Below are 26372 nucleotides of genomic sequence, written 5' to 3'. Positions count from 1 at the left end.
TCAGCCCTCCAACAGCCTTCCGATCACCTGCAGGGCCTGCTCGACGTCGGGCTCACCGTCGGCGATCGCGTCCGCGTACAGGAAGCTCTCCCCGATCCGCACGAGGACAAACGCGAGCGTGCGCGCGTCCAGCCGCGGAGCGAACGCGCCGGCCTCGATCTCCTCGGTGAGCAGCCCCTCCAGATGGTCTACCACGCGGCCCTGCACCACGCCCCGCTTCGAGGTGAGAATGCGCAGCGCCGCCTCGGGCTCGGCGGCCAGGAAGTGGCGCAGGCTCGGCTGGTCCTTCACCGCGTTGAGGAAGTGGCCGATGACGGCGACGATCCGGTCGGGCCCGCGCAGCCCGTCGGCGTGACGGACCGCACGCTCAAGATTGCGTTCCGTGAGGTACCACAGCACGTGGCCGAGCACCTGGTCGCGCGCGCCCGCCCGGCGGTACAGCGTGGCCCGCCCGATACCCAGCTCGGCGGCGAGGAGGCGCATGTCGACGCGCTGCTGGGCGAGGAACCGCCGCAGCGCCGCGTCGAAGACCTCATCCGGCGGCATGAGCGGTCCGGAGCGGAGCGGAGGGGCCGCTCATTGGGAGCGCAGGTTCAGCTCGTGCCGCTGCCGGAGCGCAGCGGAGGTGACGGCATGAGCCCGCTCGGCGTACAGGGTCGCGGGGTCGGTGTTCGCACCGCACAGCACGACCACGGCCGTGCCGGGGTCCTCGACGAGGTCGAGCCCGGCGAAGGCCACCGCGGCGCCGTGCTCAACGGCCAGGCGGTGCTCGTGCCACAGCCGGCGGCGGGCCTCGACGATCGCCTCGTCGGGCACGAGCAGGCTTTCCACCCGGTGGTGTACGGCGATATCGAACGCGATCGTGCCGATCCGGCGGGCACCGAGAGAGTCCGCGGCGACGCTGTCGACCGGCACGTCCACCGGCCGGCCGGCGGCGAGCGCGGCGTGCAGGGTGGGGGCGCCGGCCGGCTCGACGGCCACGATCCGCGCCCGGTCGCCGGCCGCGGCCGCGATCCCCCCGACGAGCCCGCCGCCGCCCACCGCGACGATCACCGTGTCGGCGGCCGGCAGCTCCAGCCCGAGGGTGCCCTGCCCGGCGACGATCTCGGGCTGGTCGTAGGCGTGCACGAACAGCGCGCCGGTCTCGGCGACCCGGATCGCCGACGCGGCGTTGGCCTCGGCGTACTCCCGGCCGTGCTGGTGCACCTCGGCCCCGTACTCGCGCAGTTTCGCCACCTTTGTCGCGGGGGCGGTCAGCGGCACGAAGACCTCGGCTCGGACCCCGAGCCGGGCGGCCGCATAGGCGACGCCGAGCCCGGCGTTGCCGCCGGACGCGACCACGACCCCGGCCTCGGGCAGCGCGCCCGCCTCGGCCGCGGCGAGGATCCGGTTGAACGCGCCGCGGGCCTTGAACGACCCGCTGTGCTGTAGCAATTCCAGCTTGAACCACAGGCCCGGGCGCACCTCATACGCCGGGGTGTGCCGGATGTAGCCGCCGATGCGCGCCGCGGCCGCCTCGATGTCAGTCCTGTTCACCACGCCGATCACCCTAGTCCGGCGCCGTGGCGCCCCTCGCCGGCCGCGAACCGGGCCGCGCCCTCGCGCGCGCCGCGGGCCAGGGAGTCCGCGCCGTAGCCGTACTCGATCGCGAGGCCCTCCTCGACGCCGCGGCCGAGGGAGTCGTACACCGACAGGCGGTCGTTGCGCAGGCAGGCCTGGGGCAGGGCGGCCAGCCCCGCGGCGAGTTCCTCGGCCGCGGCGCGCGCGGTGCCGACGGGCACGACACGGTCGGCGAGGCCGATGTGGTGCGCCTCGGCGGCATCGACGGGCCGGCCGGTGAGGATGAGGTCGAGGGCCCGGCCGGCGCCGATCAGCCGGGGCAGCCGTACCGTGCCGCCGTCGACGAGCGGGACGCCCCAGCGCCGGCAGTACACGCCGAAGACCGCGTCCTCCTCCACGACCCGCAGGTCGCACCAGATCGCCAGCTCCAGGCCACCGGCGACGGCGTGCCCGGACACGGCCGCGATCACCGGCTTGCCCAGCCGCATCCGGGTCGGCCCGAGCGGCCCGTCGCCGTCGGGCTCGACGCGGTTGCCGCGCCCGTCGGCGACCGCCTTGAGGTCGGCGCCGGAGCAGAAGGTGCCCCCGGCACCCCAGAGCACGGCGACGGCCGCGGCGGGGTCGGCGTCGAAGGCCCGGAACGCCGCCGCGAGGGCCTCGGCCGTCGGCCGGTCAACGGCGTTGCGGGTCTCGGGCCGGTCCAGCACGACGGTCCACACCGCGTCGCGACGCTCAACTCGAACGGTCATGCCGACCAGTGTCGTCCGCACGGCGACGGCACAGTTCGGGAGGGAGACCTCGGCCCGCGGCGAGGGCCCAGGTGGCGCGGGTGTTGTGTTTTTGGTGGTTGTACGTCACGCTTGAACGGTGGCGGGCCAGCGTGACGATCTGCTGACGACCGGTGAGGCGGCGTTGTTGCTCCGGTCGTCGCGCCAGCACGTGGTCGACCTCTGCGAGCAGGGCCGGCTGCCGTTCCTCAGGGTCGGCACGCATCGGCGGATCCGCCGCGCCGACATCGACGCGATATTGCAGCCGTCCATGACGCGGGACCAGCTGAAGGCGCTGTGGTTGCACCGCGCCGTAGCCGGGCGCCTCGTCGCGCATCCTGAGGAGGTCATGGCGAAGGCGCTGGCCAACCTACAGAAGCTGCGGACCGTCCACCCCGACGGGATGACCGCCACGTGGCTGGACCGCTGGCGCGAGCTCTTCCGTAGGGGACTGGAGCCAGTGCTGGAAACGCTCACCGCCCTAACCCCGGAAGCGGTGGAGCTCCGGCAGAACTCGCCGTTCGCCGGCGCCCTGCCGGAGACGGAACGGCACGCCGTGCTCGCGGCCTTCGGCGCCTGGTGGAGAGCGGAGCGGGCGGCATGAAACGCCGGCAGCTGGACGTCCCGCCGGCGTTGCGGTCGCGATTGCACGCCTGGATCGGCACGTATCTCTGACACCCGCCGGGTCGGCGGTGTCATTCGAGGCGCGCGCCGCTTCTCCGCGCAGTGGAAGATCGTCAGCAACCCGGACATGGGCGTCGGCCGCGACGGCGGCGCCGGCGATGAGCAACCATGGCCACGCCGACCTGGTACCGATCAGTACCCGGTCGCCTGGAAGTTGCGGCGAACGGGCGATGATCGTTGGCGAAAGATTGGCGAAAGAACGGATATGTCGGATTCGTCCATCGACCGGCGGGGCTCCGGCTTGCCACAGGCAGTACCTTCTTCGCATGGCCACGGTGCTGCTGGTTGAGGACGACCACGTCGTGCGGGGCGCCCTGCTGCGCTCCCTGACCGACCGGGGTCACACGGTGCACGCGGTCGGCACGGCCCTGGAGGCGCTGCGCCGCTTCGCCGCCGAGACCCCCGACCTGGTCGTGCTCGACCTCGGGCTGCCCGACCTGGACGGCGCCGACGCGCTGCGCATGCTGCGCGGCATCGCGGACACGCCCATCATCATCGCCACCGCCCGCGACGACGAGGCGGAGATCGTCCGGCTGCTCAAGGCGGGCGCCGACGACTACATGATCAAGCCGTTCACCTCGGCCCACCTGGACGCCCGGATGACCTCCGTGCTGCGCCGCACCGGACGGGCGAGCCGCGAGGAGCCCACCGCCATCGAGGTGGGAGGCTTGCGGGTGGACATCGGCCAGCGCCAGGCATACCTGCACGGCGAGCCGCTGACCCTCACCCGCAAGGAGTTCGACCTGCTGGCGTACCTCGCCGCCCGTCCCGGCCGGGTGGTCTCACGCCGTGAGCTGTTGGAGGAGGTATGGCGGCAACCCTCAGTGGGCGAGGACCAGACGATCGACGTGCATCTGTACTGGCTACGCCGGAAACTTGGCGAGAGCGCGTCAGCGCCCAGATACCTGCACACCGTGCGGGGCGTGGGCTTCAGGTTCGCAGCGCCGGACTGAGGCGCACCCTCGCCTACGTCTCCGCGGCGGTCACCACGATGGTGGCGCTCGCCTTCCTGATCCCGCTGGGTCTCGTCGTCCAGCAGCTCGCCCGCGAGCGCGCGCTCGCCGACGCCGAACGCCAGACCGCCGTGGTCGTGGCGGTACTCACCGTGACCACCGACCCCCTGAGCATCGAGCGGGCGATCGCCAGCACCGGCGGCCCCGCGGTCACGCGCGTGGCCGTGCACAACCTCGGCGACGACGGCACCGAGATCGGCACCGGCCACGCCGCGCCCGGCGACCTCAGCCACGCCGCCGACCAGGCCGCGCCGGTCATCGCCGACGTGCCCGGCGGCCAGTCGTACCTGGAGCCGGTCGACCTCGGCTCCGGGCGCACCGCCGTGGTCGAGGTGTTCATCCCGGACTCCGAGCTGGAGAACGGGGTCGACGGCGCCTGGTGGGCGCTCGCCGCGGTCGCGGTCGGACTGATCATCGCCTCCGTCTGGGTCGCCGACCGGCTGGCGGCCAGAATCATCCTGTCGGCGCGGCAGCTGGCCGGGGCGGCGGGCGCGCTCAGCGAGGGATACCTCGACGTACGCATCGATCCGCAGGGCCCCCGGGAGCTGTCCGAGGCGAGCTTCGCGCTCAACGTCATGGCCGACCGGATCATGGCACTGCTGTCCAACGAGCGCGAGCTGGTCGCCGACCTGTCGCACCGGCTGCGCACCCCGCTGACCGCGCTGCGGCTGGACGCGGAGACGCTCGACGACTCCCAGGACGCCGAGCGCATCCGCGACGCGATCGCCGCGCTCGAGGTCGAGATCGACAAGCTGATCCGGGCGATGCGCGAGCCGATCGACGCGCACTCCCCCACCCCGGACCGCGGCGAGCGGGCCGACGGCGCCGCCGCCTCGACCGGCGAGGAGGGCTGCGACGTGGCCGAGGTCGTGCGGGACCGGATGATGTTCTGGTCGGCGGTCGCCGGCGACCAGGAGCGCGAGTGCAAGGCGGTCGGCGTCGACCAGCCGGCCCCGGTCACGGTGCCCAAGAGCGAGCTGGCCGCGGCGCTGGACGCGCTGATCGGCAACGTCATCCGGTACACACCGCAGGGCGTGCCGTTCGAGGTGGCGGTGACCCGGCGCGAGGACGGCTACGTGGTGCTGCGCGTCGAGGACGGCGGCCCCGGCATCCCCGACCCGGAGCGGGCCCTGCAGCGCGGCGAGAGCGACCAGGGCTCGACCGGCCTCGGGCTGGACATCGTGCGCCGCGTCGCGGTCGCGGGCAACGGCACCGTCAACATCGGCACCGGCGCCCTCGGCGGGGCCAGCGTGGTGATCGTCATGGCCGACGCCGACCCCGCCCCGAAGGAGGCGCCGCCGCCGAGCCGGTGGCTTGTCGGGCGGCTGTCGCGGGAGCCCAACGAACGCCGTTCGCGGCGCGGGAAGGCCTAGGCGGACGGGCGCGCATAGCGCCGCAACAAGTCTCGATTAGATGTGGCTTAACTGGGCCGTTCCGGCTGGAACGGACACCCGGCAGATGGCTATGGTCAACGCGTTCCCACGTGGACGCCCGGCATCACCCGCCTTGCCACCCTCAGAGGCCGGCGTCCCGCGCGCGGCGAGGGCGGTACCTCTGCCCTGTGCCGGCCCTCGCCGCGCGCCCTTCCCCTCCCGGAGGAACCGAGCGTGCAAGCGCGACCCGAAAAGTCCCGCCTGATGCGCCGTGTCATGACGACCGCCGCCGTCGTCCTGCTCGGCGCGGGCGCGGCGATCGCCGGCCCTGGCGCAGTCCAGTCCCTGTTCAAGGAGCGCGGGCCCACGGCGATCAGCCGTGTCCCGGCCGACAATCCCGAGCTCGGCCTGGTGTACCAGGGCCTGACGCCGGCGAAGAAGGGCGAGCCCTGCGTCGGCGGATACGTGCTGACGGAGCGCGACCAGTGCAGTCACGGCCCGGACGTGCCGCCGCCCGGGCTGAGCGTGCACGCCGACGTGCGGCCGGTCGCCGCCGCGACGCAGCAGTCGGTGCCGGACACCGACGCCGCCGCGGCGCCGCAGGAGCAGACGGTCCTCGCCGACGACGGCGTGGCCGAGGGCGCCGACGGCGGGTACGCCGTGGTGCCGGACGCGGCCGCCGCCGGTACCGCCGCGGTCACCATCGGCTCAAGCGGTGTGGCCTGCGACGGCGACGGCGTCACCGGCAAGCGCGTCCAGGTGCTCTACGTGCGCGACGCCGGCACCGCCAGCCGCTTCAGCCAGTACCTCGAGTCCTTCCGCACCTGGTCGGCCGGCGTCGACACGATCTACAACGCCAGTGCCCAGGAGACCGGCGGCGAGCGGCATGTGCGGTTCGTGACCACCGCGGACTGCAAGGTCGACGTGCGCGAGGTCGAGCTGCCGGCCGGCGGGCTGGACACGTTCGACGCGACGATCAGCGGCCTCAAGGCGCTCGGGTACAACCGCACCGACCGCAAGTACATGATCTTCGGGGAGTCGAAGGTGTACTGCGGGATCGGCACCTTCGCCGGGGACACCCAGCCGGGCGCGGGCAACCGCAGCAACGGCGGCCCCGGCTACGGCCGCAGCGACTCCGGCTGCTGGGCGGCGAGCGTCGCCGCGCACGAACTGGGCCACAACCTCGGCGCCGTGAACAACAACGCACCGAACTCGAGCAAGGCCGGGCACTGCCTCGATGAGTACGACATCATGTGCTACAACGACTCGGGCGGGCTCAAGACCAGCGTGAAGTGCGCCGACCGGGCCCACGACGAGCGCCTGGACTGCAACCACGACGACTACTACAACACCAACCCGAGCCCGGGCAGCTACCTCGCGACCAACTGGAACGTGGCCAACAACCAGTTCCTGATCGCCGGCAGCGACGGCTCGACGCCCCCGCCGCCGTCGCCGACGGCCTCGCCCACGCCGGCGAGAACCACCGCCTCGCCCACGCCGTCGCGGACCACCGCGTCGCCGCAGCCGTCCCCGTCCCGCTCGAGCGCGACGCCTACGCCGACAACCACGCCGACGCCCACGCCGACGAAGACCTCCACGGGCGGCCTGAAGGAGTTGCGGACCAGTGCGCTCGACGCGACCTCCGTTCGTCTGTCCTGGGACGCGGCCGCGGCCGGCAGCCGCTACGCCGTCGTGCTCAACGGCCGATCCATCGGCCGGGTCGGCTCCACCGGCGTCCGGATCGTCGGCCTGCGCCCCGACACCGACTACCGGATCGCGATTTCGCTCTCGCAGAACGGCACCCTGACCCCCTGGACCGGCACGCTCACGGTGCACACCGCAGCCGCGGCGAGCCCGGCCGCCGGCGCCTGGATGGTCTTCGGCAACAGCCTGACCGGCGGGGTGGCCGACGTCTTCGGCGCCCGCAGCGCGGCCGGCACGCCGATCATCCTGTACGGCCGGCACGGCGGCGCGAACCAGCAGTGGAAGCTCGAGGCGGCCGGCAACGCGTTCCTGGTTCGCTCGAAGGCGACGAACCAGTGCCTGAGCACGACGGGTAACCGGGACGCCGCCGGCGCGACGCTGGTCCAGGCCGACTGTGCCACCGCGATGCACTGGACGGTGCAGCAGACCGCGGACGGCGTCGCGCTCGCCTCCCCCGGCGGGCTCGTCGTGGGCGTGAGCAACAACGAGTACTTCGGCAGCCGCCTGCTGGTGCTGCAGAAGGCCAGCGGGGCGAAGTACCAGAGCTGGGTCCCGCAGAAGGCATGACGATTCCCACGTACCTCGGCCCGGTGTCCTTGTGGCGCCGGGCCGCGGCGTGCCTGGCGGTGACGGTGATCGCGGTCGCGGTGGCGGTCTTCGGCTTCGCCGAGGACGCCCGCGCGCACGGCGGCGTCGTGCTCACGCTGCACGGCGACGGCCGCGGCTCGGTCTGGCTGACCGCGGTCTGGCAGGACGGCCACCCGGTCACCGAGCCGATCGGCATGACGATGCTGGCGACGTCGAGCACCGGCCAGCGGGTCGGCCCGGCGCCGCTGAAGCGCAACGGGGACGCGCTGACGTACTCCGGCACCCTCGCACCGGGCGAGTGGACGGTCGTGGCCGACATGGGTACCCCGGCGATCGGCCGCTGCGAGGGGATCGTGCGCGTCGCGGCGGACGGCGCGAGCCCGGCGCCGGACGAGACGACCTGCGCGCCGCCGCCGGCCGCCGTCCCGCCCGCCCCGGCCGCCGCGTCGAATCCTCCGCCGTCGTTCACCTGGGTGTGGTACGTCGTGGGCGCCGCCCTGGCCACCGCCGCACTCCTCGCGATCTTCTTCCGCCCGGCCCGCGTCCGTCGTTAACTGTCTCTTTACCGATATAGACTTGACCGGTACAGCGGTTAGGCCTACTGTACCGGTATAGGCCCTATACCGGTACAGACGGAGGAGATCCCGATGAGCACGTTCCCGTTCGCCATGGTCGTGTCGCAGTCGGCGCTGTCGGAGGAGTTCGGCGGCAGCTGGAACGGCGAGAGGTTCGAGTACGCGAGCGCCCTGCCGAACGCCCCGGTCGTCGACCACGACGCGCCGGTGCGCCCGCCGCGGGGGTACCGCACGCGAACGGCCCTGGCCGCGACCCTGCGCCGCGCGGCGGAGGCGGTCGCCCCCGCCCCGGCGCTGCACTCAGAGCTGGCGCGTTAAGGTCTCGAGGGGAGAACCGACGACATGGGAGGCATTGCGGTGGGGAGGGTGACCCTGCAGACGATCGCCGACCGGGTCGGGGTGAGCCGGATGACGGTCTCCAATGCGTTCTCCCGCCCGGACCAGCTCTCGCCCACGCTGCGCGACCGGATCCTGGCGGTCGCGGACGAGCTCGGCTACGTCGGGCCCGACCCCGCCGCCAGGGCCCTGGCCCGGGGCAGCTCCGGCGCCGTGGGCATCCTGCTCACCGAGTCGCTGAGCGGCGCCTTCGCCGACGAGGTCGCCACCACCTTCCTCGGCGCGATCGCCGACGAGCTCGCCCCGACCGGCCTGGGCCTGACGCTGCTGAGCACGAACACCGCGGGCGGCGTCGTCCCGGCGCGCGACGTGGCGATGGACGGCGCGCTGGTGTACTCCTGCGACCCCGAATCCACGGCCATGGACTGGCTGCTGCGCCGCAAGATGCCGCTCGTCTTCATCGACCAGGTCCCGGCCGACGGCGTGCCGGCCGTCAACGTCGCCGACCGCGCGGGCGCGCGCGCCGCCGCCCAGCACCTCGTCGACCTCGGCCACCGCCGCGTCGGCATCGTCACCTCCGGCGTCCGCGGCCGCCACGGCATGGTCAGCCCCGGCGACATGATCGACGGCTACGTCGGCTCGCAGCGCCTGTCCGGCTGGCTGGACGCGCTGACCCCGGCCGGCGTCTCTCCCGCGATCGCCCGCGAGCCGCACGGCGACCCCGAGGCCGGCTACCAGGCGGCCCGCCTGCTGCTGTCCGCCCCCGAGCCCCCGACGGCGATCCTGTGCTTCTCGGACGCCCTGGCCCAGGGCGTCGTGTCGGCGGCGGTGGACGCGGGCCTGAGCGTGCCGGAGGACCTGTCGGTGGTCGGCTTCGACGACAGCCCGGCGGCGGCCCGGATGCGCCCGCCGCTCACGACCGTGCGCCAGGACATCCACGCGAAGGGCCACGCCGCCGCGGCGGCGCTGACCCAGGCCATCGAGGCGGCGAAGGCGGGGACGCCGGGCCCGGCGGAGCACCTGTGCCTGCCGGCAGAGCTGATCGTCCGCGCGAGCACCGCACCTCCGCGCGCCTGACCCGCTCCGCGCCACCTCGGATCTCGGCTGACTCCCCGCCGAATCCCGGCCGGAGTTTCCGGCCCGAGTTCCAGCCTGAGTTCCGGATAAATCCGGCGCTGGCGCGCCAGATTTATCCGACATTTCAGCATTTGTCGCCTGCCGGGCGATTGCGGCGAGACTGACTGCCACGCCCCGCGCGGAATGATCACGGAGCGAAACGGCACGCAGGGCGGCACGCTCGCTCCGTTGATCACGTGTAAAAGATGGCTGCTATCACAGCCACTATTTACACAGTCCCCAGCAGGCAACAGTGGATCACGGAAATCCTGCGCGTCACGATCGCCGTTGCGCATGATCACGGGGACATTCCGCTGCCGCGCCGCCCCGACGGTGCCGGTAAGCGCGGTGCGGCACTGGTGGACGCGGTGCCGTTAAGTCACGACGCCTGGCGGCGTCACGACTTAACGGATTTTTCGCCTGGCGCGGTATAAGTCCGAAAAATCCGGACGCGAAGCGTCTGGATTTTTCGCGCGCTTCGCCGCCGCCTCGCCGACCGGGGAGATTGTTGACTTGCGGAATACTTGCGAGGCAAGTACCGTTGCAGCAGGCGACAAGTTCAGCCGACATCGCACCGCTGGAGGGTCCAATGCCCGCGATCACCGTCGAAAACGTTCTCGCGCTGCCGCGCGTGTCCACGCCCGACCCCGTCGTGGCGCGGCCCCGACCCGTGGTCTCCGTGACCACGGCGCCGAAGGGGTACGAGGGCGAGGGCTTCCCGGTCCGGCGCGCCTTCGCCGGGGTGGACCTGCGCGCCCTCGACCCGTTCATCCACATGGACCAGATGGGCGAGGTGGAGTACGCGCCGGGCGAGCCCAAGGGCACTCCGTGGCACCCGCACCGCGGCTTCGAAACCGTCACGTACATCATCGACGGCGAGTTCGTCCACCACGACTCCAACGGCGGCGGGGGCGTCATCACCAACGGTGACACCCAGTGGATGACGGCCGGCAGCGGGATCCTGCACATCGAGACCCCGCCCGAGCACCTGGTGGTGAGCGGCGGCCTGTTCCACGGGTTCCAGCTGTGGGTGAACCTGCCCCGGGCGGACAAGTTCGCCGCACCGCGATACCAGGACATCCGCGGCGGCCAGGTCTCCCTGCTGACGTCTCCCGACGGCGGGTCGCTGCTGCGGGTCATCGCCGGCGAGCTGGACGGGCACGCGGGGCCCGGCGTCACCTACACGCCGATCACCCTGATCCACGCCACCGTCTCCCCCGGCGCCTCGCTGACGCTGCCGTGGCGCAAGGACTTCAACGCGCTCGCGTACACGCTGGCCGGCCGGGGTACCGTCGGCGTGAAGGGCCGCCCGGTCGAGCTCGGTCAGCTGGCCGTCTTCGGCGAGGGCGACACCATCACGGTGACCGCCGACGCGAAGCAGGACCCGCGCCACCCGACGATGGACGTCCTGTTCCTGGGCGGACAGCCGATCCGGGAGCCCGTCGTGGCGTATGGTCCGTTCGTCATGAACACCAAGGCCGAGGTCATGCAGGCGTTCGAGGACTACCAGGCCGGCCGGCTCGGCAGCATCCCCGCGGCGCACGCGGACGTTCGGGGAGAGGCGTCCTAAGTGGACTTCGAGGTCGTTGACAACGCCGATCGGCACCGGTTCGAGATCCGGGTCGACGGCGAGGCGGCGGGGGCGGCGTATTACCGCCTGCACCCCGCCGACGCCGGCGAGCCGGAGCGGATCGTCTTCACGCACACCGAGGTCGAGCCGCAGTTCGAGGGCAAGGGCGTGGGCAGCCGGCTGGCCGGCGGGGCGCTGACCCTGGCCAAGGAGCGGGAGCTGGGGATCGTCGCGCAGTGCCCGTTCATCGCCGCCTATCTCAAGAAGCATCCCGAGCTGGCGTAGGCAGCCCGATCCAGTTCGGGTAGTACGGCAGGACCTCGAAGACCCGGGCCGCGATCGGGCGGAGCAGCTGGGCGCACCGCTCGGTCGCGCCGGGTCCGAGCGCCTGCCACGGGCGGGCGGCCAGCTGATCGGTGATTTCCTCGATCGTGCGGTACGCCGAAATCGCCTTCTCCGTCGCCCCGCCCTCGCCGTCGAGGAAGCCCCGCTGGCGAAGCCGCCGGCGGGCGGCGTCCCACTCCTCGTCGCTCCAGCCGCGGCCCGTCTGCCCCATCTCGCGCCCGCGCCCCTCGTTCACCGCGATCCGCCAGACCATCGACTCGCAGCCCTCGATGCCCTCGACCAGCAGCGCGGCGACGTGCCCGTCGCCGCGGTGCTCGCGCAGCACGGTGGCGGCCTGCCACAGCACGTCGAGCGGGTCCTCCGGCCACGGGAGCGCGGCGTTGGCGGCGCCGAGCACCCGGCCGTACAACTCGGTCTCCTGAGCGGCCCGCTTGAGCAGGGCGGCGGCCTCCTCGACGCCCTCCAGGCCCTCGGCGGCGCCGGCAAGCACCTGGCGCGCGCCCGATCGGCGGGCCTCCAGCGCCGCCTGCGGGGTGACGAGGGTCCAGACGTCGGGCAGGGCCCGGGTGACCATGCTGGGGGCGAAGCCGTAGAACGCGGCGATGACCGGCGCGGCGCCGACGGCGCCGAGCGGTGCGCTGCGGCCGGCGAAGTACGCGCGCCAGAACCCGCGCAGGCCCGCCGCCTCGAACGCCTGCCGTGCCTGCGGGGCGAAGTAGGTGATGGCGTGCACGGGCTCGTAGAGCGACCACATGTACCGCTCGGTCGACAGCTCATTCATGAACCTGACCATAGGACGGAGCGGGCCCGGGCAGTACCGCCGAATCCTGCTCCGTGGAGTGCAACTTCTTACAGCACCGGGTACGCCTCACGGTGTGGCGCCCCTCACAGAGAAGGTGTACGGAACCGTTTCGTTTCGCGTCGCAGGCCGCGCTAGTTTCGAGACGGAACGGTTCCGTACACCTGCCGCGGAGGAGGTCACCATGGCGACGACCAAGCCGGACCGTCGCGAGGCGATCTGCGAAGCGGTCTTCGAGCTGCTCAGCGAGGTGGGCTACGACCGGATGTCGATGGACGCCGTGGCGGCGCGGGCCCGCGCCAGCAAGGCGACCATCTACCGGGGTTGGCCCAGCAAACCCGAGCTGGTGATGGAGGCGATCGAGCACCGCTACGGCGGGCGCGCCGAGCCGCCCGACACCGGCTCGCTGCGCGGCGACCTGTATGCCCAGCTGACCACCGTGTGCAAGGTGGCCGACGGGGCGGACGGGGCGATCATCACGGGGCTTCTGACGGCGGCCACGCACAACGCGGAGCTGTCCGAGGTCATGTACCGCTGCGTCTACGAGACCAAGCACGACATGTACGAGTCCATGATCAAACGTGCGGTCGAGCGCGGCGAGCTGCCCGAGGGGGCCAGCGCCGAGCTGCTGCACGAGGTGCTGCACGCCATGGTGATGAGCCGGCGGCTGTGGCAGACCGGCCCGTTCGACGACGCCTTCGTCGCGCGGCTGGTCGACGGCGTCCTACTGCCGATCCTGCGACAGGGCTGCTGACGCCGCGCCTGTCACCCGGCGGCATCCGAGCGAGTCAGAAAAGTGTCGTACCCCGTCCGTAGTGTGCGGACGGGAGGTTCCCCTTGCCCTGGAGGCTGGCACATGGCGAACGACGCTGTCGTCGCACCCGACATATCGCTGAAATCATCTTCTTTCGCACCCCCTGATCCCCGGCGCTGGCTCGCCCTCGCCGTCATCGCGGTCGCGCAGCTCATGGTGGTGCTCGACGCCACGATCGTGAACATCGCGCTGCCCTCGGCCCAGCAGGCGCTCGACATCTCCACCGCCGACCGGCAGTGGATCGTCACCGCCTACACGCTCACCTTCGGCGGCCTGCTGCTGCTCGGCGGGCGCATCGCCGACTACTTCGGCCGCAAGCGCACCTTCCTCATCGGCCTGCTGGGCTTCGCCGGCGCCTCGGCGCTGGGCGGCGCCGCGGTCAACGCAGGCACCCTGTTCGCCGCCCGCGGCCTGCAGGGCCTCTTCGGCGCCCTGCTCGCCCCGGCCGCACTCTCCCTGATCACGGTGACGTTCACCGAGGCAAGGGAGCGCGCGAAGGCGTTCGGCGTGTTCGGCGGCATCTCCGGCGGCGGTGCGGCCATCGGTCTGCTGGCCGGCGGCGTGCTGACCGAATACGCGGACTGGCGGTGGTGCCTGCTGGTCAACATCCCGATCGCGATCCTCGCGTTCGCCGCGGCCGTCCCGCTGGTGCGCGAGAGCAAGGCGCAGGGCGACACCCGCTACGACATCCCGGGTGCGGTTCTGGCGACCGCGGGCCAGGTGGCCCTGGTCTACGGCTTCACCAAGGCGGCCACCGACGGCTGGAGCTCGGCCGTCACCATCACCTGGCTGGCCTCGGCGGTCGTGCTGCTGGGCGCATTCGGAGTCTGGGAGTCGCGCACCGCCCACCCGCTACTGCCGCTGCGCGTGCTGTTCGACCGTAACCGCGGCGCGTCCTACCTGGTCTCGATCCTGCTCGGCGCGGGCATGCTCGGCATGTTCCTGTTCATGACGTTCTACCTGCAGCAGACGCTGGGCTGGTCGGCGATGAAGAGCGGCGTGGCCTACATGCCCTTCTCGGGCGGCATCGTCGCGGCCGCGGTCATCGCCTCCCGGCTGCTGCCGCGCACCGGCCCGAAGCTGCTGATGGCCGTCGGCGGCGTCCTGGCCACCGCGTCGATGATCTACCTGACCCGGCTCGACCTCGACTCGTCGTACGCGACGGACATCCTGCCGTCGTTCATCGCGATGAGCCTCGGCATGGGCCTGGTCTTCGTCCCGCTGAGCAGCCTGGCGCTGTCCGGCGTGGCCAATCACGACGCCGGCGTGGCCAGCGCCATGGTCAACACGACCCAGCAGGTCGGCGGCTCGCTGGGCACGGCGCTGCTCAACACCATCTTCACCACGGCCGTCACCGGCTACGTGACCGGCCACGCGGTCGAGGCCGCCTCGGGCGGCCCGGCCGGCGCCCAGCTCCTGCAGGCCCACGCCGCGATCCACGGATACAACGTGGCCTTCACGGCGAGCGCCGTCCTGCTGGCCGTGGCGACGATCGTGGTCATCACGCTGATCCGCAACACCACGACCGACCGCACCACGTCGTCGGCCACGTCACCGTCCGAGGCCGCCCCGGTCCACTTCGGCTGAGGCCACCCTCCACAAGGCGAACCCACCACAGAGGGCCGCCCGGGCACCCGCCCGGGCGGTCCTCTGCCACCATCGCAAAACGGCCCAGCGGTTGTCAGCCGGCCGGGGCGGTCTCTGCCGACGACGCCGGGGACGGGGCGGATGGCTCGGGGGCGTGGGTGCGGAAGGCCGGCGCCAGCACCACGATGCCCGCGACCAGCACGGCCGGGACCACGAACGCCCAGCGCAGCGACAGGCTCTCCGCCGTCGCGCCGATCAGGCCGGCGCCCACCACGAAGCCCACGTAGTTGAAGAGGTTGACGCGGGCGATCGCGATGCCCGTGCCGGCCGGGTCCAGGCGGCCGGCGGCCGAGAACGACTGCGGTACGACCAGCGACAGGCCCAGGCCCACGACCGCGAAGCCCGCGATGCTCAGCGCCGGGGTCCCGGAGGCGGCCACCAGGACCAGGCCCAGGCCGCCGACCACGCCGCCGACCGAGACGGCGGCGGTTGGGCTGAAGCGGCTCACCAGGCGGTCGCCGGCGGTGCGGCCCAGGAGCATGGTGGTCTGATACGCGGCCAGGCCCAGCGCGGCCACGCTCGTGCTCGCGTGCAGGGCCTTCTCGATGAAGACGGAGCTCCAGTTCGACACGGCCGAGTCGGCGATGAACATGAGCATCATCGCGACGCCGACCAGGATGATCGGGCGCCACGGGATCTGGGCCTCGGCGGCGGCCTGGGTGGCGGCCGGCATCTCCAGGGCCTCCTCGGCGCGGCGCAGCTGGCCGGGGCCCGCGAGCAGGGCCAGCACGACGCCCGCGGCGGCGACCGTGCCCAGCGACGCGCCGACCGACCAGCCGAGGTGCGCGGTGCCGGAGGTCGCCAGGGCGCCGAGGATCGCGCCGGCGCTCCACACGGCGTGGAAGGAGTTGAGCACCGGGCGGCGGTAGCGGCGCTCGACGCCGACGCCCTGCATGTTCATGGTCGCGTCGACGAGGCCGAGCATGAAGCCGACGAGGGCCAGCGCGACGTAGAGCTGCCACCGCTGCGCGGCGAAGCCGGTGAGGGTGATCGCCAGGCACACGCCCGGGCCGCCCGCGCGGAGCACCCGTGAGCTGCCGAGCCGGGCGCTGAGCAGGCCCGCCACCACGCTGCCGATGCCGGCGACGACGGGCACGGCCAGCAGTACCAGGGAGAGCTGGGTGTCGTCGAAGCCGAACTTCTTCTGCAGCGTGGCGACCTGCGTGAGGAGGCCCGCGAAGCAGAAGCCCTGGACGAAGTAGGCGCCGGCGACGGCGACACGTGCCCGGCGGTCACGCTGATCCACTGGCCGGCTCCTCGATGAAGAGAAGTGAATTTGTTTCGGAAGCATTGTCGAGCGCGCGGCGGAACGCAAGAGGACCATACGACGCTCGCCGGGCCCCGTCAGGCCCGGCGAGCGCGCGATGTTCATTCCGATGCGGTACCCACCGGGGCGTCGAGCAGTACGGTCAGCAGCTCGCGCAGCACGCCGATGCCGTCCTGGCTGAGCACGGACTCGGGGTGGAACTGCAGGCCGGCGAAGGTCCGCCCGCGCAGCGCATGGACGTCGCCGTTGGCCGGATCCCGGGCGACCTCGACCGGGCCATACGGCGTGTCGAGCGCCGGGCCGCCGTGCCCACGGTGATATGACGCGGTGAACGTCGAGTAGAAACCGACCTTCGCCGGGCGGCCGAAGAGGTCGACGTCGCGCTGCATGCCCTGGTACGGCGACGCCCTGCGCCGCAGCGGCAGGCCCAGCAGCCCGGCGAGCAGCTGGTGGCTCAGGCAGATGGCGAGCATCGGCGTGCCCGAGTCCAGCAGGCCCGCGACGATGCCGTGCATGCGCGCGATCTTCGGGTCGTCCAGCCGCCGCGGGTCGCCCGGGCCGGGCCCCGGCACGACCAGATCGAACCCGCCGGTCTCGATGTCGCCGTCGTACCGCACGAGCGTTGTCGACAGCCCCAGCACCCGCAGCTGATGGACGAGCATGCCGGTGAAGGTGTCCTCGGCGTCCACCACGAGCGCGCGCCGGCCCGCGAGTGCCGGGTCGGCGGTGAGCCCGTCGCGCGGCTGCAGCCAGAACGGCGCCAGCGTCGCGTTGCGCGCGACGAGCGCGGCCTGCACCTCGGGGTCGGCGGCGAGCCGCACGTCGGGCGTGCCCGCCGCGGCGGCCTCCGCCGTGGGCGACTGCGGGCCGAGGCCGAGCGCCCGCAGTACCGCGGCCGCTTTGGTGTGGGTCTCGAGCACCTCGCCGGCGGGCGTGGAGTGGCGCACCAGCGTGGCGCCCACCGGCACCCGCAACCGTCCATTGTGGTCGATGTCGGCGGTGCGGATGAGGATCGGCGCGTCCAGCGTCTGCCGCCCCTGCGCGTCGCGGCCGACGAGGGCGAGGACCGCGCCGTAGTAGCCGCGGCCGCGCCGCTCGTGCCGGGCGACGACCCGGCAGGCGTTCTCAATCGGGCTGCCGACAACCGTGGGCGCGAACATGGTCTCGCGCAGCACGTCGCGCACGTCCAGCGAGCCGCGGCCGGCCAACAGGTACTCGGTGTGCACGAGGTGCGCCATCTCCTTGAGGTACGGGCCGATGACCTGGCCGCCGAGGTCGGCGACGGTGGCCATCATCTTGAGCTCCTCGTCGAGCACCATCGACAACTCGTCGATCTCCTTGCGGTCGGCGAGGAACTCGAGCACGCCCGCCTTCGTCGGCGTGCCGCGCAGCGTGCCGCTGATCGGGTTCATCATCACGAGCCCGTCGTCGACGCTGACGTGCCGCTCGGGCGTGGCCCCGACAAGGGTGCGCTCGCCGGTGTGCACGACGAACGTCCAGTACGCGCCACGCTCCCGGGTGAGCAGCCGGCGGAATACGGTGAGCGCGGCCGCGACCGGGTCGCCGCCGAGGTCGGCCTCGAACGTGCGGTGGATGACGAAGTTCGAGCCCTCGCCGCGCCCGATCTCCTCGCGCAGCACGGTGTCCACGATGGACGCGTACTCCTCGTCGTCCACGTCGAAGCCGGCGCCGGACAGCGCGATCGGCGTCTCGGGCAGCGCGGCGAGGACGTCGGCGACGGCCAGCTCGCGGCGCCGCTCGATGCGCAGCACGGACAGCGGCGTGCCGTCGTCGACGCAGTCGAAGCCGCGCTCGCGGACCTGGCGGAACGGCACGAGCGCGAGGCAGTTGTCCGGGACGGCGGCCAGGGTGTCCACCGTGGACACCGGGCCGGTGAGCATCTCGACGGCGTCGCGACCCTCGCGGCGCAGGAGGGCGAACGGGGCCTTCGGGTCGATCAGCATGGCTTCCCCTTCGGGTTCGGGTGCCGCGCTCGCGAGGCGGCCCCGGTCGTGCCCGGGAAAGCAGAACGGCCGCCTCGTGGGCGGCCGCGGTTTTGGTGTCACGCGGAAGTGGGCCGCCTGGTCAGGCGGGCCACCACATGCTGTTCATTCGCGTGGACACGCAGCAGAGCGTACGTGGGATCCCCCGCCGGCGCCAAGACGCCGACGGGGATTTCCGATTACTTGTTCAATGAGCCCATCTCGGCGTAGCGGGCGCCGGCGACGTCGCGGCCGATGGAGAGCTTCTCGATCGTGGCGAGGTCGTCGGCGGTGAGCTGGACGTCCAGCGCCGCGACGTTCTGCTCCAGGTATCTGCGCCGCTTGGTGCCCGGGATCGGTACCACGTCGTCGCCCTGGGCGAGCACCCAGGCGAGCGCGAGCTGCGCCGGGGTGACCCCCTTGGCCTCGGCCAGCTTCCCGACCTCGGCGACGAGGTCAAGGTTCTTGCGGAAGTTCTCGCCCTGGAAGCGCGGGTTGCTGGCCCGGAAGTCGTCGGGCGCGAACTGGTCGGGGCTGGTGATCTCGCCGCTGAGGAAGCCGCGGCCGAGCGGGCTGTAGGCGACCAGGCCGACGCCGAGCTCGCGGAACAGCGGGAGGATCTCGTCGTCGGGGTCGCGGCTCCACAGCGAGTACTCGTACTGCCCGGCGGTCACCGGGTGCACGGCGTGCGCGCGGCGCACGGTCGCCGGGGCCGCCTCGGAGATGCCGAGGTGGCGCACCTTGCCGGCGGCGACGGCCTCGGACAGCGCGCCCCAGGTCTCCTCGATCGGCACCGACGGGTCGACGCGGTGCTGGTAGTACAGGTCGATGTGGTCGACGCCGAGCCGTTCCAGCGACGCGTCGAGGGCCTGCCGGACGTACTGCGGACTGCCGTTGATCCGCCGCGTGCCGCCCTCGCGCTGGATGCCGAACTTCGTGGCGAGCACCACCTCGTCGCGCCGACCGGCGATCGCGCGGCCGACGAGCCGCTCGTTGGTGAAGGGGCCGTACATGTCGGCGGTGTCCAGCAGCGTCACCCCCAGGTCGAGGGCGCGGTGGATGGTGGCGATGGACTCGGCGTCGTCGCCGGGGCCGTAGAACTCGCTCATCCCCATGCAGCCGAGGCCGAGCGCGGATGTGGTCAGTGCACCGAGGTTTCTCGTTCGCATGCCTCCACTGTGCCCCTTGAAACTCGGCACCGACGGCCACCGCCGGCCTACGCCGAGGGCGAAACCCGCGACCTGGCGAAGGCCGTAGAGGCAGACGAGCGCGGTGAGCACCATGGGCGCGCCGTCGCGGATCAGGCCGTCGGCGCCGAGCAGCAGCCAGCACAGGGTGGGCTGCACCAGCAGTACGAACGCGGAGATCATCCCCAGCAGCAGGCGGGCCCAGCCGTGGCCGAACAGCGCGACGAAGCTGATGATGCCCGCCACCAGCCCGATCGCGACGGCGAGGACGAACCACGACACCACCAGCGGCACGGAGAGCTCCGGCCGCAGGCGCGGCGCGTCGAACAGCGAGCCGAGCGCGACCAGGCACGGGACGAACATCAGCGCGGAGTACGACAGCGCGGCCACCCGGGCCGTCAGCACCCACGGCGGCACGACCCGCTTCGGCCGGCGCCGGGTCAGGTGCTCGTCGACGCCGGGCGAGCGGAACAGCTGCCACGCCACCGCCGCGCACAGCGCGGTGACGACGAGCAGCCCCAGGATGACCGGCGCGGGGGGCAGCAGCGCGCCCGCCTTCGGCTGGACCAGCCGGGCCGAGGCGAATACCGTCGTCACGGCGAGGATGAGGCCCAGCGGCCGCGCCGTCAGCCGCCCGAAGCGGACCTCGCGCACGAGGAACAGGAAGCCGATCGCGCGCAGGACGGCCCAGAACGTGCGCACCCCGAGGGCGAAGCCGGCCTCGGCCGAGTAGCGCAGGTTGATCACGTCGACCGCCACCGTGGCCAGGGCGGTCACCAGCACCAGCCGGCGCAGGCGGCGGCTGGCCGGGGTCGGCGCCGGCGGGCGCTCCAGCCGCACGAGGTCCGCGAGCGAGCGCCCTCCGCCGTTCATGGAACGGCACGCTAGCACCCCATATGCGGCATATCGTGGGGGCATGCTCGAGCACCTGCGCATCCTGGTCGTCGACGACGAGCCGGATCTGTGCGAGATCGTTCGCAGGGTGCTCAGCCGCGCCGGCGCCGAGGTGCTGACCGCGTCCGGGCTCGCGGGGGCGCAGCGGTGCTGCGCCGAGTACCCCGGCGGCATCGACCTGGCGATCACCGACCTGAAGCTCAACGACGGCTCCGGCGTGCAGGTCGCCGAGGCGGTGCGCGCCAGCAGCCCCGACGCGATGATCATGTACATGTCCGGGCTGCCGTACTTCGACGCCGCCGTTATCGAGCTCGGGCCGGATGCCTCCGTCATCGCCAAGCCGTTCCGGGCCACCGAACTGGTCGACACCGTGCAGACGGCGCTGATCCGGGCCGGAAGGGTCGCGCCGGAACGTTAACCGGCAGCGGTCCGGGGGCATAGGGTCCCTAGACCGACCCGGCGGACGCGAGGTGGCGCGATGACTTCAGCAGACCCTCCGGACTCCTCGGCCCCATCCCCCGACGACCCGGTCCACGGCGGTCCCGACCGCCCGCGCGACCTGAGCAAGCGGTCCTGGATCGACGTGCTCAAGCGGACGGTCAAGGAGTTCAACAACGACAACCTCACCGACTGGGCCGCCGCGCTGACCTACTACGGGGTGCTGTCCATCTTCCCGGGCATCCTGGTGCTGCTGTCGGTCTCCGGGTTGCTGCTCACGGACACCACGCAGGACGCGGTGCTCAAGAACGCGCAGCAGCTGTTCCCGGCCTCGATCGCGGGCCCGGTCAGCGGCGCCGTCGACGAGCTCAAGAGGGGCTCGCACTCGGCGGGCCTGCTCGCCGTCGTCGGCCTGCTCGGCGCGGTGTGGACGGCGTCGGGGTACGTCGGGGCGTTCATGCGCGCGTCGAACGCCATCTACGACGTGCCGGAGGGCCGCCCCATCTGGAAGGTGCTGCCGATCCGCCTGGGCATCACGATCGCGGTCGGCACCCTCATCTCCTTCGCCGCGCTCAGCATCGTCTTCACGGGCCGGTTCGCGGAGGAGGCGGGCGGCTGGATCGGCCTGTCGAAACAGGCGGTGGACGTCTTCGACATCGTCAAGTGGCCCGCGCTGCTGCTCGTCGCGATGCTGATCCTGGCCATCCTGTACTGGGCGTCGCCGAACGCCCGCCAGCACGGCTTCCGCTGGATCACCCCCGGCGGTGCCCTGGCGGTGGTCATCTGGCTGATCGCATCGGCCGGCTTCGCGATCTACGTGTCGAACTTCAGTTCCTACAACAAGACGTACGGCACACTGGGCGGCATCATCGCCTTCCTCGTCTGGCTGTGGATCTCCAACATCGCGATCCTGCTGGGCGCGGAGTTCGACGCCGAACTGGAGCGCGGCCGCGCGATCGCGGCCGGCCAGCGCCCGGCCGAGGAGCCGTACGTCCCGCTGCGCGACGACAGCCACGTGAAGGACGGGCACGACATAGGGCTGACCTGAGCGGCCACGACGAAAAGTCCAGACACTTCGTGTCCGGACTTTTCGGATTTATACCCTGACAGGCGAAAAATCCGCGATCGCCAACTGGCTCGTGGCGAACAGTGCGCAGGCCGCCAGGCGTCGTGACGTGACGGGAACAGCGGCCGAGCGGCCGCGAAGCCGGGCCCGGCGTCAGCGCGTGGACGGGGTCAGCGCGGCGCCCACCTGGTCCACCAGGCCGGACATCTCGAACGCCACCTGGCCCACGTCGCAGCCGGGCTGCACCATCGCGGCCAGGCACGCCAGGGTGTCGCCCTCGCCGAGCGCCATCACGAACAGCAGGCTGCGGCCCATCTCCACGATCGTGCGCAGCACCGGGCCGGCCTCGGTGCACGCCGACAGGCCCTGCGCCAGCGACACCACCCCGGCCACCATCGCGGCGAGTTGGTCGGCCCGCTCCGGGGGCAGCTCGTTCGACGAGGCCACGAGCAGGCCGTCGCCCGAGACGGCGACCGTGTGCCGTACGCCGACGACCCGCTGCGTGAAGCCGCTCAGCAGCCAGTCCAGCCCCGTGGTCGATGTCATGCCGAAGGACGTCCTTCCGTATTGGTGGCCGCGCTCACCGGGTGCTGGGTGCGCGCGTGCTGGTAGCCGGTCAGAAGATCCCGGACGGCCTCGGGCTCGACGTCCACCGTAGGGCCGTCCGGGGTCCGTGCGGGACCCGGGAAGATCGGGGCGAGGGTCGAGCGCGGGTGCGGGACGTCGACCGGCTCGGCACCGGGCAGCGCGGGCCTGCGCTCGATCGGTCGCGGGGCAAGGAGGCGTACCGCCGGGGGATCCTCGACACCGGGAGCGTCGGCGAGGAGGAGCTCGGCGGGCAACTGCACCTCCGCGCACAGGCCCTCGCCGGACGGCGGGACCTGCAGGGTCACCGCGAGGCCGTGCCGGGCCGCGAGGCGGGCCACGACCATGAAGCCGGTGCGGGGCGCGCCGACAGCGTCCGACGCGCGCGCGGAACCAAGACCGTCGCGCGAGGGGTCGAGGCCGGCGAGCCGGGCGTTGAGCTCCGAGAGGCTCGGCGGGTCGAGGCCCGGGCCGCGGTCGGTGACCTCCACGACGACGACCTCGCCGGCCCGGCGGCCCTCGACGAGCACCGGGCGGTCGGGCGGGCCGTTGCGGACGGCGTTGTCGAACAGCTCGGCGAGCAGGTGCGCGACGTCGTCGACGGCCTCGGGGACGATCCGCACATCGGGGGCGATCCGGCCGTACTCGATGCGCCGGTAGTCCTCGATCCGCGACTGCGCGGCGCGCAGCAGGTCCAGCAGCGTCACCGGCTCGCGGCGGCCGGGGGCGGTGTCGGCGCCGGCGAGCACGAGCAGGCTCTGGTTGTCGTGGCGCATCTGGGTCGCGAGGTGGTCGAAGGCGAAGAGCTGCGCCAGGCGGTCGGGGTCGGCCTCGTCGCGCTCGGCGGCGTCGAGGCGCTGCAGCAGGGTGTCGGCCAGGCGCTGGTTGCGCCGGGCCCGGCCGGCGAGCAGGCCGGCGAGCGCGGCCGTCGTGCCGCCGGGGGCGGTCTGCGGCGGTACCTCCGCGGAGCGCCGCCTCGACGAGTCCGGCACGACCCGCGCCGCCAGGGCGACGGAGCCGGCCACGACGGCGAGCAGCAGGGCCAGGCCCGCGACGATCGTGCGCTGCTGCGCGTCGCGGGCGGCGGCGGCCAGCGCGGTCTCGTCGGCGCCGGCGTCGGCGGAGAGCGCGGTGAGGGCGTCGAGGGCGGGCTGGGCGTCGCCGCCGAGGCCGGAGGGCACCAGGCTCAGGCGGTCCCGCCACGCCTGCGGGGCCACGTCGGCGAAGCGGCGCAGCGCCTCGAGGTGGGCGGCCCGATGCTCGGCGAGGCTCTCCCGCCGGGCCGGCGTGTCGGCCCCGCGCAGGTCGAGCAGCTGCACCTGGGCCAGCTCCTCGCGGGCCACGGCGAGCCAGCCCGACGCGCGGGCGGCGTCGGTCACCGCCCCGGGGCCGGCGGACCCGGCGACGACCTGCCGCAGCCGCACGAGGTCGCTCACGATTTGGGTGTACTGCATGAGGTACTCCCCCGCCGCGACCTCCTGCGCGCCCGCGGTCGCCCCGGCGCGCAGCGACCCGAGCCCGTCCAGGTCGGCGGAGAGGGCCGGGGTGAGCAGCCCGGCGCGCGCGGCCTCGGCGCGCAGCGCGCCCACCGCCGGGTCGGCCGCCGCGACGCGGGCGTCGAGCGCGGCGCGGGCCATGTCGTGGTCCAGGTCGGTGCCGGACAGCAGGAGCCCGGCGGCGGCGTACCGCTCCCCGCTCAGCTCGGCGGCGGCCCGGTCGGCGGCAACGCCGGCCGCGACCGCGGCGCGCAGGTCGACGGTCAGCTCGTCCTGCCTGGTGTACCCGTAGGCGGCGATGCCGGCCAGCCCGAGCAGGCCGAGCAGCGGGACGAGCAGCACGAGGCCGACCTTGGCGGCAACGGAACGATCGGCGAGGCGGCGCCGGCGGACGAGCGCAGGATCGATCACAATCGTTACCCCCTGCCCTCGGCCGGTCACTTATACGTACACCTTGAGCACTCTGTGCGGAAGAGATGACTTCCGGTAACCGGCATCGATCGCGGCGAGCGCGCCGGTTTTGCACGGTTTCGCGAAGAAGGTCGCTGGCTTAAGCAAGAAGAAAGGCAAAGTTGAAAGGTCCTCGCACCGCCCGGCTTGAGGGGCGATCACCGGCTCACTAGATTTCCATGCGTGCCAGAACGGCTCTTCTCGGATGACCCGGGCGACGCGCCCAAGAAGGTGAAGGGCGCGTTCTTCTCGGACTACACCGGCGAGTTCCCGATGCCCCGGGTGCTGCAGTCCCCGCGGGCCGTCGCCGACGACACCGGCGAGGGGCCCGCCCTGGGCGCGCCCGCCGCCCGCCGCAAGGCCGGCGGCCCGGCGCCCGCGTGGCTGCGCACCGGCCGGCCCGCCCTGCACGAGCTGACGCGCAACCGCCGCCAGGCGCTCATGGCCCTCGGCGGCGGCGCCGTCGCCCTCGGCGCGCTCGGCTCCGGCGCGGCGGCGGTGCTCGGCGCGCCGGCGGCCGAAACCGATGACTTCGTCAAGACCGGCAGCGGCGGCGGCAACGTCTCGCCGCGCGACGCGGGCTCGTTCTCCAACCGCGACTCGAGCTACACCAGCGGCCAGGGCGACCTCAACGACCTGGGCGCCTCCGGCACCGCCGACACCCCCTCGGCCGCCGCCGTCGCCGCAATGCGCGCCACCCCGCGCTTCCCCACGCCGCTCAACCGCGACCCGGTGCTGCACCTGCTGCGCCGCGCCACCTTCGGGCCGACCGCGGCCGACGTCGCGCTGGTGAAGCAGGTCGGCATCGACGCCTGGATCGACCAGCAGCTGGAGCCCGACAAGATCGAGGACCCGGTGGCCGACGCGGCGCTGAAGGCCGTGCCGACCGCGACGATGTCGACCGCGGACATCCGCGCCGCCGTCAAGGACGGCGACAACAAGCCGATGTACGAGCTGACCCGCGCCGTGCTCGCCCGGCAGATGTGGAGCGGCCGGCAGCTGTTCGAGGTGATGGTCGACTTCTGGAACAACCACCTCAACGTGACCAGCCCGTTCGACGGCGGCTGGGACGTGCGCGGGCCGTACGACGTGGGCGTCATCCGCCAGCACGCGCTGGGCAAGTTCTCCGACATGCTCATCGCGTCCGCGCGCGATCCGGCTATGATGCGGTACCTCGACAACACCTCCTCCGACAAGCGCAACGTCAACGAGAACTACGGGCGCGAGCTGCTGGAGCTGCACACCGTCGGCATCGACGGCGGGTACAACGAGAAGGACGTGCGCAACTCGGCCTACCTGATGACCGGGCGCACGGCGACGCGCGACGGCACGTTCCGGTATGACCAGAACAAGCACTGGACGGGCGCGGTGAAGGTGCTGGGGTTCCAGCACGCCAACAAGTCCGCCAAGGACGGCCTGGCCGTCGGCGACGCCTACCTGCTGTACCTGGCCACCCACCCGTCGACCGCGCGCTACGTGGCCCGCAAGCTCTGCGTGCGGTTCGTGTGCGACACCCCGCCGCAGGGGCTCGTGGACCGGCTGGCCAAGACCTACCAGGAGAGCGGCTCGGCGATCGTGCCGGTACTCAAGATGCTGTTCCGGTCGCTGGAGTTCTGGATCGCCACCGGCCTCAAAACGCGCCGGCCGCTGGAGAACTTCGTGGCCACGGCGCGGGTGGTCGGCACCAAACCCGGCTCCGACACCGCCAAGGCGCTCGAGGACCTCTACAACTTCACCAACAAGCTCGGCCAGCCGCCGCTGGGCTGGGGGCCGCCGGACGGCTACCCCGACGTGGCCACGGCGTGGAGCTCGGCCGCCGGCATGCTGGAGACCTGGAACGCGCACCGGGCATTCGTCCAGGGGCAGTGGAGGGGCCTGGACAACCCCAAGGCCGACACGCTGGTCACGCAGCCGGCCGCGACGCTCGGCACGTATCTCGACGTGCTGGCCAACCGGCTGGTCTTCCAGCCGATGCAGCAGCCCGAAAAGGACGCGCTCATCAAGTTTCTGGGCGCCAAGGCCGACACCCGCGTCACCGACAACAACCTCGGCGGCAAGCTGCCCCTGCTGGCGCCGCTGATCCTCGACTCCGTCTACCACGCGCTGCGGTGAGCCA

Annotated in this window: 23 protein-coding genes; 14 read left to right on the top strand and 9 right to left on the bottom strand. The window is 72.6% G+C overall.

Annotated elements, in window-relative coordinates; translation table 11 throughout:
• Genes ACGFI8_RS14230 through ACGFI8_RS14220 form a run of 3 tightly spaced genes read right to left on the bottom strand, consistent with a single transcriptional unit; the run spans position 1 to position 2309 of the window.
• Positions 1-546 (bottom strand): QsdR family transcriptional regulator, encoded by a 546-nt coding sequence (locus ACGFI8_RS14230; protein WP_392804289.1) that lies wholly within the window; start codon positions 544-546, stop codon positions 1-3.
• 30 nt (positions 547-576) lie between these two features.
• Complete coding sequence (locus ACGFI8_RS14225) at positions 577-1539, bottom strand: threonine/serine dehydratase (protein WP_392804287.1); 963 nt, start codon at positions 1537-1539, stop codon at positions 577-579.
• Positions 1540-1544: 5 nt separating this feature from the next.
• Positions 1545-2309, bottom strand: a complete 765-nt coding sequence (locus ACGFI8_RS14220) for a crotonase/enoyl-CoA hydratase family protein (RefSeq protein ID WP_392804285.1) — start codon at positions 2307-2309, stop codon at positions 1545-1547.
• A gap of 118 nt (positions 2310-2427) precedes the next feature.
• Between ACGFI8_RS14220 and ACGFI8_RS14215 the strand changes: the two genes are divergently transcribed.
• The 9 genes from ACGFI8_RS14215 (at position 2428) to ACGFI8_RS14175 (ending at position 11571) form a co-directional block, all read left to right on the top strand.
• A complete protein-coding gene (locus ACGFI8_RS14215; protein ID WP_392804283.1) occupies positions 2428-2931 on the top strand; it encodes a helix-turn-helix domain-containing protein in 504 nt (167 codons plus the stop codon).
• 346 nt (positions 2932-3277) lie between these two features.
• Complete coding sequence (locus ACGFI8_RS14210; protein ID WP_344620299.1) at positions 3278-3964, top strand: response regulator transcription factor; 687 nt, start codon at positions 3278-3280, stop codon at positions 3962-3964.
• Positions 3965-4002: 38 nt separating this feature from the next.
• Entirely contained in the window at positions 4003-5397 is a 1395-nt protein-coding gene (locus tag ACGFI8_RS14205) for a sensor histidine kinase (protein ID WP_392804281.1), read from the top strand.
• A gap of 276 nt (positions 5398-5673) precedes the next feature.
• The gene (locus ACGFI8_RS14200; protein WP_392804279.1) at positions 5674-7668 is read left to right on the top strand and encodes an RICIN domain-containing protein; all 1995 of its coding nucleotides are present in this window, start codon (positions 5674-5676) and stop codon (positions 7666-7668) included.
• Positions 7665-8243 (top strand): hypothetical protein, encoded by a 579-nt coding sequence (locus tag ACGFI8_RS14195; RefSeq protein WP_392804277.1) that lies wholly within the window; start codon positions 7665-7667, stop codon positions 8241-8243. The genes ACGFI8_RS14200 and ACGFI8_RS14195 overlap by 4 nt, the downstream gene beginning before the upstream one ends.
• A gap of 93 nt (positions 8244-8336) precedes the next feature.
• The gene (locus ACGFI8_RS14190; protein WP_392804275.1) at positions 8337-8582 is read left to right on the top strand and encodes a hypothetical protein; all 246 of its coding nucleotides are present in this window, start codon (positions 8337-8339) and stop codon (positions 8580-8582) included.
• A gap of 48 nt (positions 8583-8630) precedes the next feature.
• Positions 8631-9677 carry a LacI family DNA-binding transcriptional regulator gene (locus tag ACGFI8_RS14185; RefSeq protein ID WP_392804273.1) on the top strand — a complete coding sequence of 349 codons (1047 nt, stop codon included), beginning with the start codon at positions 8631-8633 and terminating at the stop codon, positions 9675-9677.
• Between the two features lie 628 nt (positions 9678-10305).
• Positions 10306-11286 (top strand): pirin family protein, encoded by a 981-nt coding sequence (locus tag ACGFI8_RS14180; RefSeq protein ID WP_392804272.1) that lies wholly within the window; start codon positions 10306-10308, stop codon positions 11284-11286.
• Entirely contained in the window at positions 11287-11571 is a 285-nt protein-coding gene (locus tag ACGFI8_RS14175; RefSeq protein WP_392804270.1) for a GNAT family N-acetyltransferase, read from the top strand.
• Here the strand turns inward: ACGFI8_RS14175 and ACGFI8_RS14170 are convergent.
• Entirely contained in the window at positions 11546-12385 is an 840-nt protein-coding gene (locus ACGFI8_RS14170; protein WP_392805359.1) for a hypothetical protein, read from the bottom strand. The two genes, ACGFI8_RS14175 and ACGFI8_RS14170, sit on opposite strands and share 26 nt — an antisense overlap.
• A gap of 229 nt (positions 12386-12614) precedes the next feature.
• Between ACGFI8_RS14170 and ACGFI8_RS14165 the strand changes: the two genes are divergently transcribed.
• Together ACGFI8_RS14165 and ACGFI8_RS14160 are read left to right on the top strand one after the other, a co-directional pair.
• Complete coding sequence (locus tag ACGFI8_RS14165) at positions 12615-13184, top strand: TetR/AcrR family transcriptional regulator (RefSeq protein WP_392804268.1); 570 nt, start codon at positions 12615-12617, stop codon at positions 13182-13184.
• Positions 13185-13286: 102 nt separating this feature from the next.
• Positions 13287-14831, top strand: coding sequence for an MFS transporter (locus ACGFI8_RS14160; RefSeq protein WP_392804266.1), 1545 nt, complete (start codon positions 13287-13289; stop codon positions 14829-14831).
• Positions 14832-14925: 94 nt separating this feature from the next.
• Here the strand turns inward: ACGFI8_RS14160 and ACGFI8_RS14155 are convergent, their stop codons facing one another.
• The 3 genes from ACGFI8_RS14155 to ACGFI8_RS14145 all read right to left on the bottom strand — a co-directional run bounded on the left by ACGFI8_RS14155 (position 14926) and on the right by ACGFI8_RS14145 (position 20200).
• Complete coding sequence (locus ACGFI8_RS14155) at positions 14926-16137, bottom strand: MFS transporter (protein WP_392804265.1); 1212 nt, start codon at positions 16135-16137, stop codon at positions 14926-14928.
• 122 nt (positions 16138-16259) lie between these two features.
• Positions 16260-18122: an anthranilate synthase family protein gene (locus ACGFI8_RS14150; protein ID WP_392804263.1), complete on the bottom strand. Its 1863-nt coding sequence runs from the start codon at positions 18120-18122 to the stop codon at positions 16260-16262.
• 218 nt (positions 18123-18340) lie between these two features.
• Positions 18341-20200: an aldo/keto reductase gene (locus ACGFI8_RS14145; protein WP_392804261.1), complete on the bottom strand. Its 1860-nt coding sequence runs from the start codon at positions 20198-20200 to the stop codon at positions 18341-18343.
• A gap of 43 nt (positions 20201-20243) precedes the next feature.
• Here ACGFI8_RS14145 and ACGFI8_RS14140 point away from each other — a divergent pair, with 43 nt between their 5' ends.
• Both ACGFI8_RS14140 and ACGFI8_RS14135 read left to right on the top strand, forming a co-directional pair.
• Complete coding sequence (locus tag ACGFI8_RS14140) at positions 20244-20639, top strand: response regulator (protein WP_392804259.1); 396 nt, start codon at positions 20244-20246, stop codon at positions 20637-20639.
• Positions 20640-20699: 60 nt separating this feature from the next.
• Positions 20700-21707, top strand: coding sequence for a YihY/virulence factor BrkB family protein (locus ACGFI8_RS14135; RefSeq protein WP_392804257.1), 1008 nt, complete (start codon positions 20700-20702; stop codon positions 21705-21707).
• Between the two features lie 171 nt (positions 21708-21878).
• Here the strand turns inward: ACGFI8_RS14135 and ACGFI8_RS14130 are convergent, their stop codons facing one another.
• Positions 21879-22271 (bottom strand): roadblock/LC7 domain-containing protein, encoded by a 393-nt coding sequence (locus ACGFI8_RS14130; RefSeq protein WP_392804256.1) that lies wholly within the window; start codon positions 22269-22271, stop codon positions 21879-21881.
• Positions 22268-24217: a nitrate- and nitrite sensing domain-containing protein gene (locus ACGFI8_RS14125; RefSeq protein WP_392804254.1), complete on the bottom strand. Its 1950-nt coding sequence runs from the start codon at positions 24215-24217 to the stop codon at positions 22268-22270. The genes ACGFI8_RS14130 and ACGFI8_RS14125 overlap by 4 nt, the downstream gene beginning before the upstream one ends.
• Positions 24218-24439: 222 nt before the next feature.
• Here ACGFI8_RS14125 and ACGFI8_RS14120 point away from each other — a divergent pair, with 222 nt between their 5' ends.
• Positions 24440-26368 (top strand): DUF1800 domain-containing protein, encoded by a 1929-nt coding sequence (locus ACGFI8_RS14120; RefSeq protein WP_392804252.1) that lies wholly within the window; start codon positions 24440-24442, stop codon positions 26366-26368.
• Positions 26369-26372: the final 4 nt, after the last annotated feature.

This window comes from Dactylosporangium sp. NPDC048998, from assembly GCF_043197855.1.
GTDB lineage: Bacteria > Actinomycetota > Actinomycetes > Mycobacteriales > Micromonosporaceae > Dactylosporangium.
This window is presented reverse-complemented; position numbering and strand designations above follow the sequence as displayed.

Bases quoted from the DNA above. Each gene is read 5' to 3' on its own strand.
- ACGFI8_RS14230 (WP_392804289.1), bottom strand. From the start codon at position 546: ATGCCGCCGGATGAGGTCTTCGACGCGGCGCTGCGGCGGTTCCTCGCC.
- ACGFI8_RS14220 (WP_392804285.1), bottom strand. From the start codon at position 2,309: ATGACCGTTCGAGTTGAGCGTCGCGACGCGGTGTGGACCGTCGTGCTG.
- ACGFI8_RS14210 (WP_344620299.1), top strand. From the start codon at position 3,278: ATGGCCACGGTGCTGCTGGTTGAGGACGACCACGTCGTGCGGGGCGCC.
- ACGFI8_RS14205 (WP_392804281.1), top strand. From the start codon at position 4,003: ATGGTGGCGCTCGCCTTCCTGATCCCGCTGGGTCTCGTCGTCCAGCAG.
- ACGFI8_RS14200 (WP_392804279.1), top strand. From the start codon at position 5,674: ATGACGACCGCCGCCGTCGTCCTGCTCGGCGCGGGCGCGGCGATCGCC.
- ACGFI8_RS14195 (WP_392804277.1), top strand. From the start codon at position 7,665: ATGACGATTCCCACGTACCTCGGCCCGGTGTCCTTGTGGCGCCGGGCC.
- ACGFI8_RS14190 (WP_392804275.1), top strand. From the start codon at position 8,337: ATGAGCACGTTCCCGTTCGCCATGGTCGTGTCGCAGTCGGCGCTGTCG.
- ACGFI8_RS14180 (WP_392804272.1), top strand. From the start codon at position 10,306: ATGCCCGCGATCACCGTCGAAAACGTTCTCGCGCTGCCGCGCGTGTCC.
- ACGFI8_RS14170 (WP_392805359.1), bottom strand. From the start codon at position 12,385: ATGTGGTCGCTCTACGAGCCCGTGCACGCCATCACCTACTTCGCCCCG.
- ACGFI8_RS14165 (WP_392804268.1), top strand. From the start codon at position 12,615: ATGGCGACGACCAAGCCGGACCGTCGCGAGGCGATCTGCGAAGCGGTC.
- ACGFI8_RS14160 (WP_392804266.1), top strand. From the start codon at position 13,287: ATGGCGAACGACGCTGTCGTCGCACCCGACATATCGCTGAAATCATCT.
- ACGFI8_RS14150 (WP_392804263.1), bottom strand. From the start codon at position 18,122: ATGCTGATCGACCCGAAGGCCCCGTTCGCCCTCCTGCGCCGCGAGGGT.
- ACGFI8_RS14145 (WP_392804261.1), bottom strand. From the start codon at position 20,200: ATGAACGGCGGAGGGCGCTCGCTCGCGGACCTCGTGCGGCTGGAGCGC.
- ACGFI8_RS14140 (WP_392804259.1), top strand. From the start codon at position 20,244: ATGCTCGAGCACCTGCGCATCCTGGTCGTCGACGACGAGCCGGATCTG.
- ACGFI8_RS14135 (WP_392804257.1), top strand. From the start codon at position 20,700: ATGACTTCAGCAGACCCTCCGGACTCCTCGGCCCCATCCCCCGACGAC.
- ACGFI8_RS14130 (WP_392804256.1), bottom strand. From the start codon at position 22,271: ATGACATCGACCACGGGGCTGGACTGGCTGCTGAGCGGCTTCACGCAG.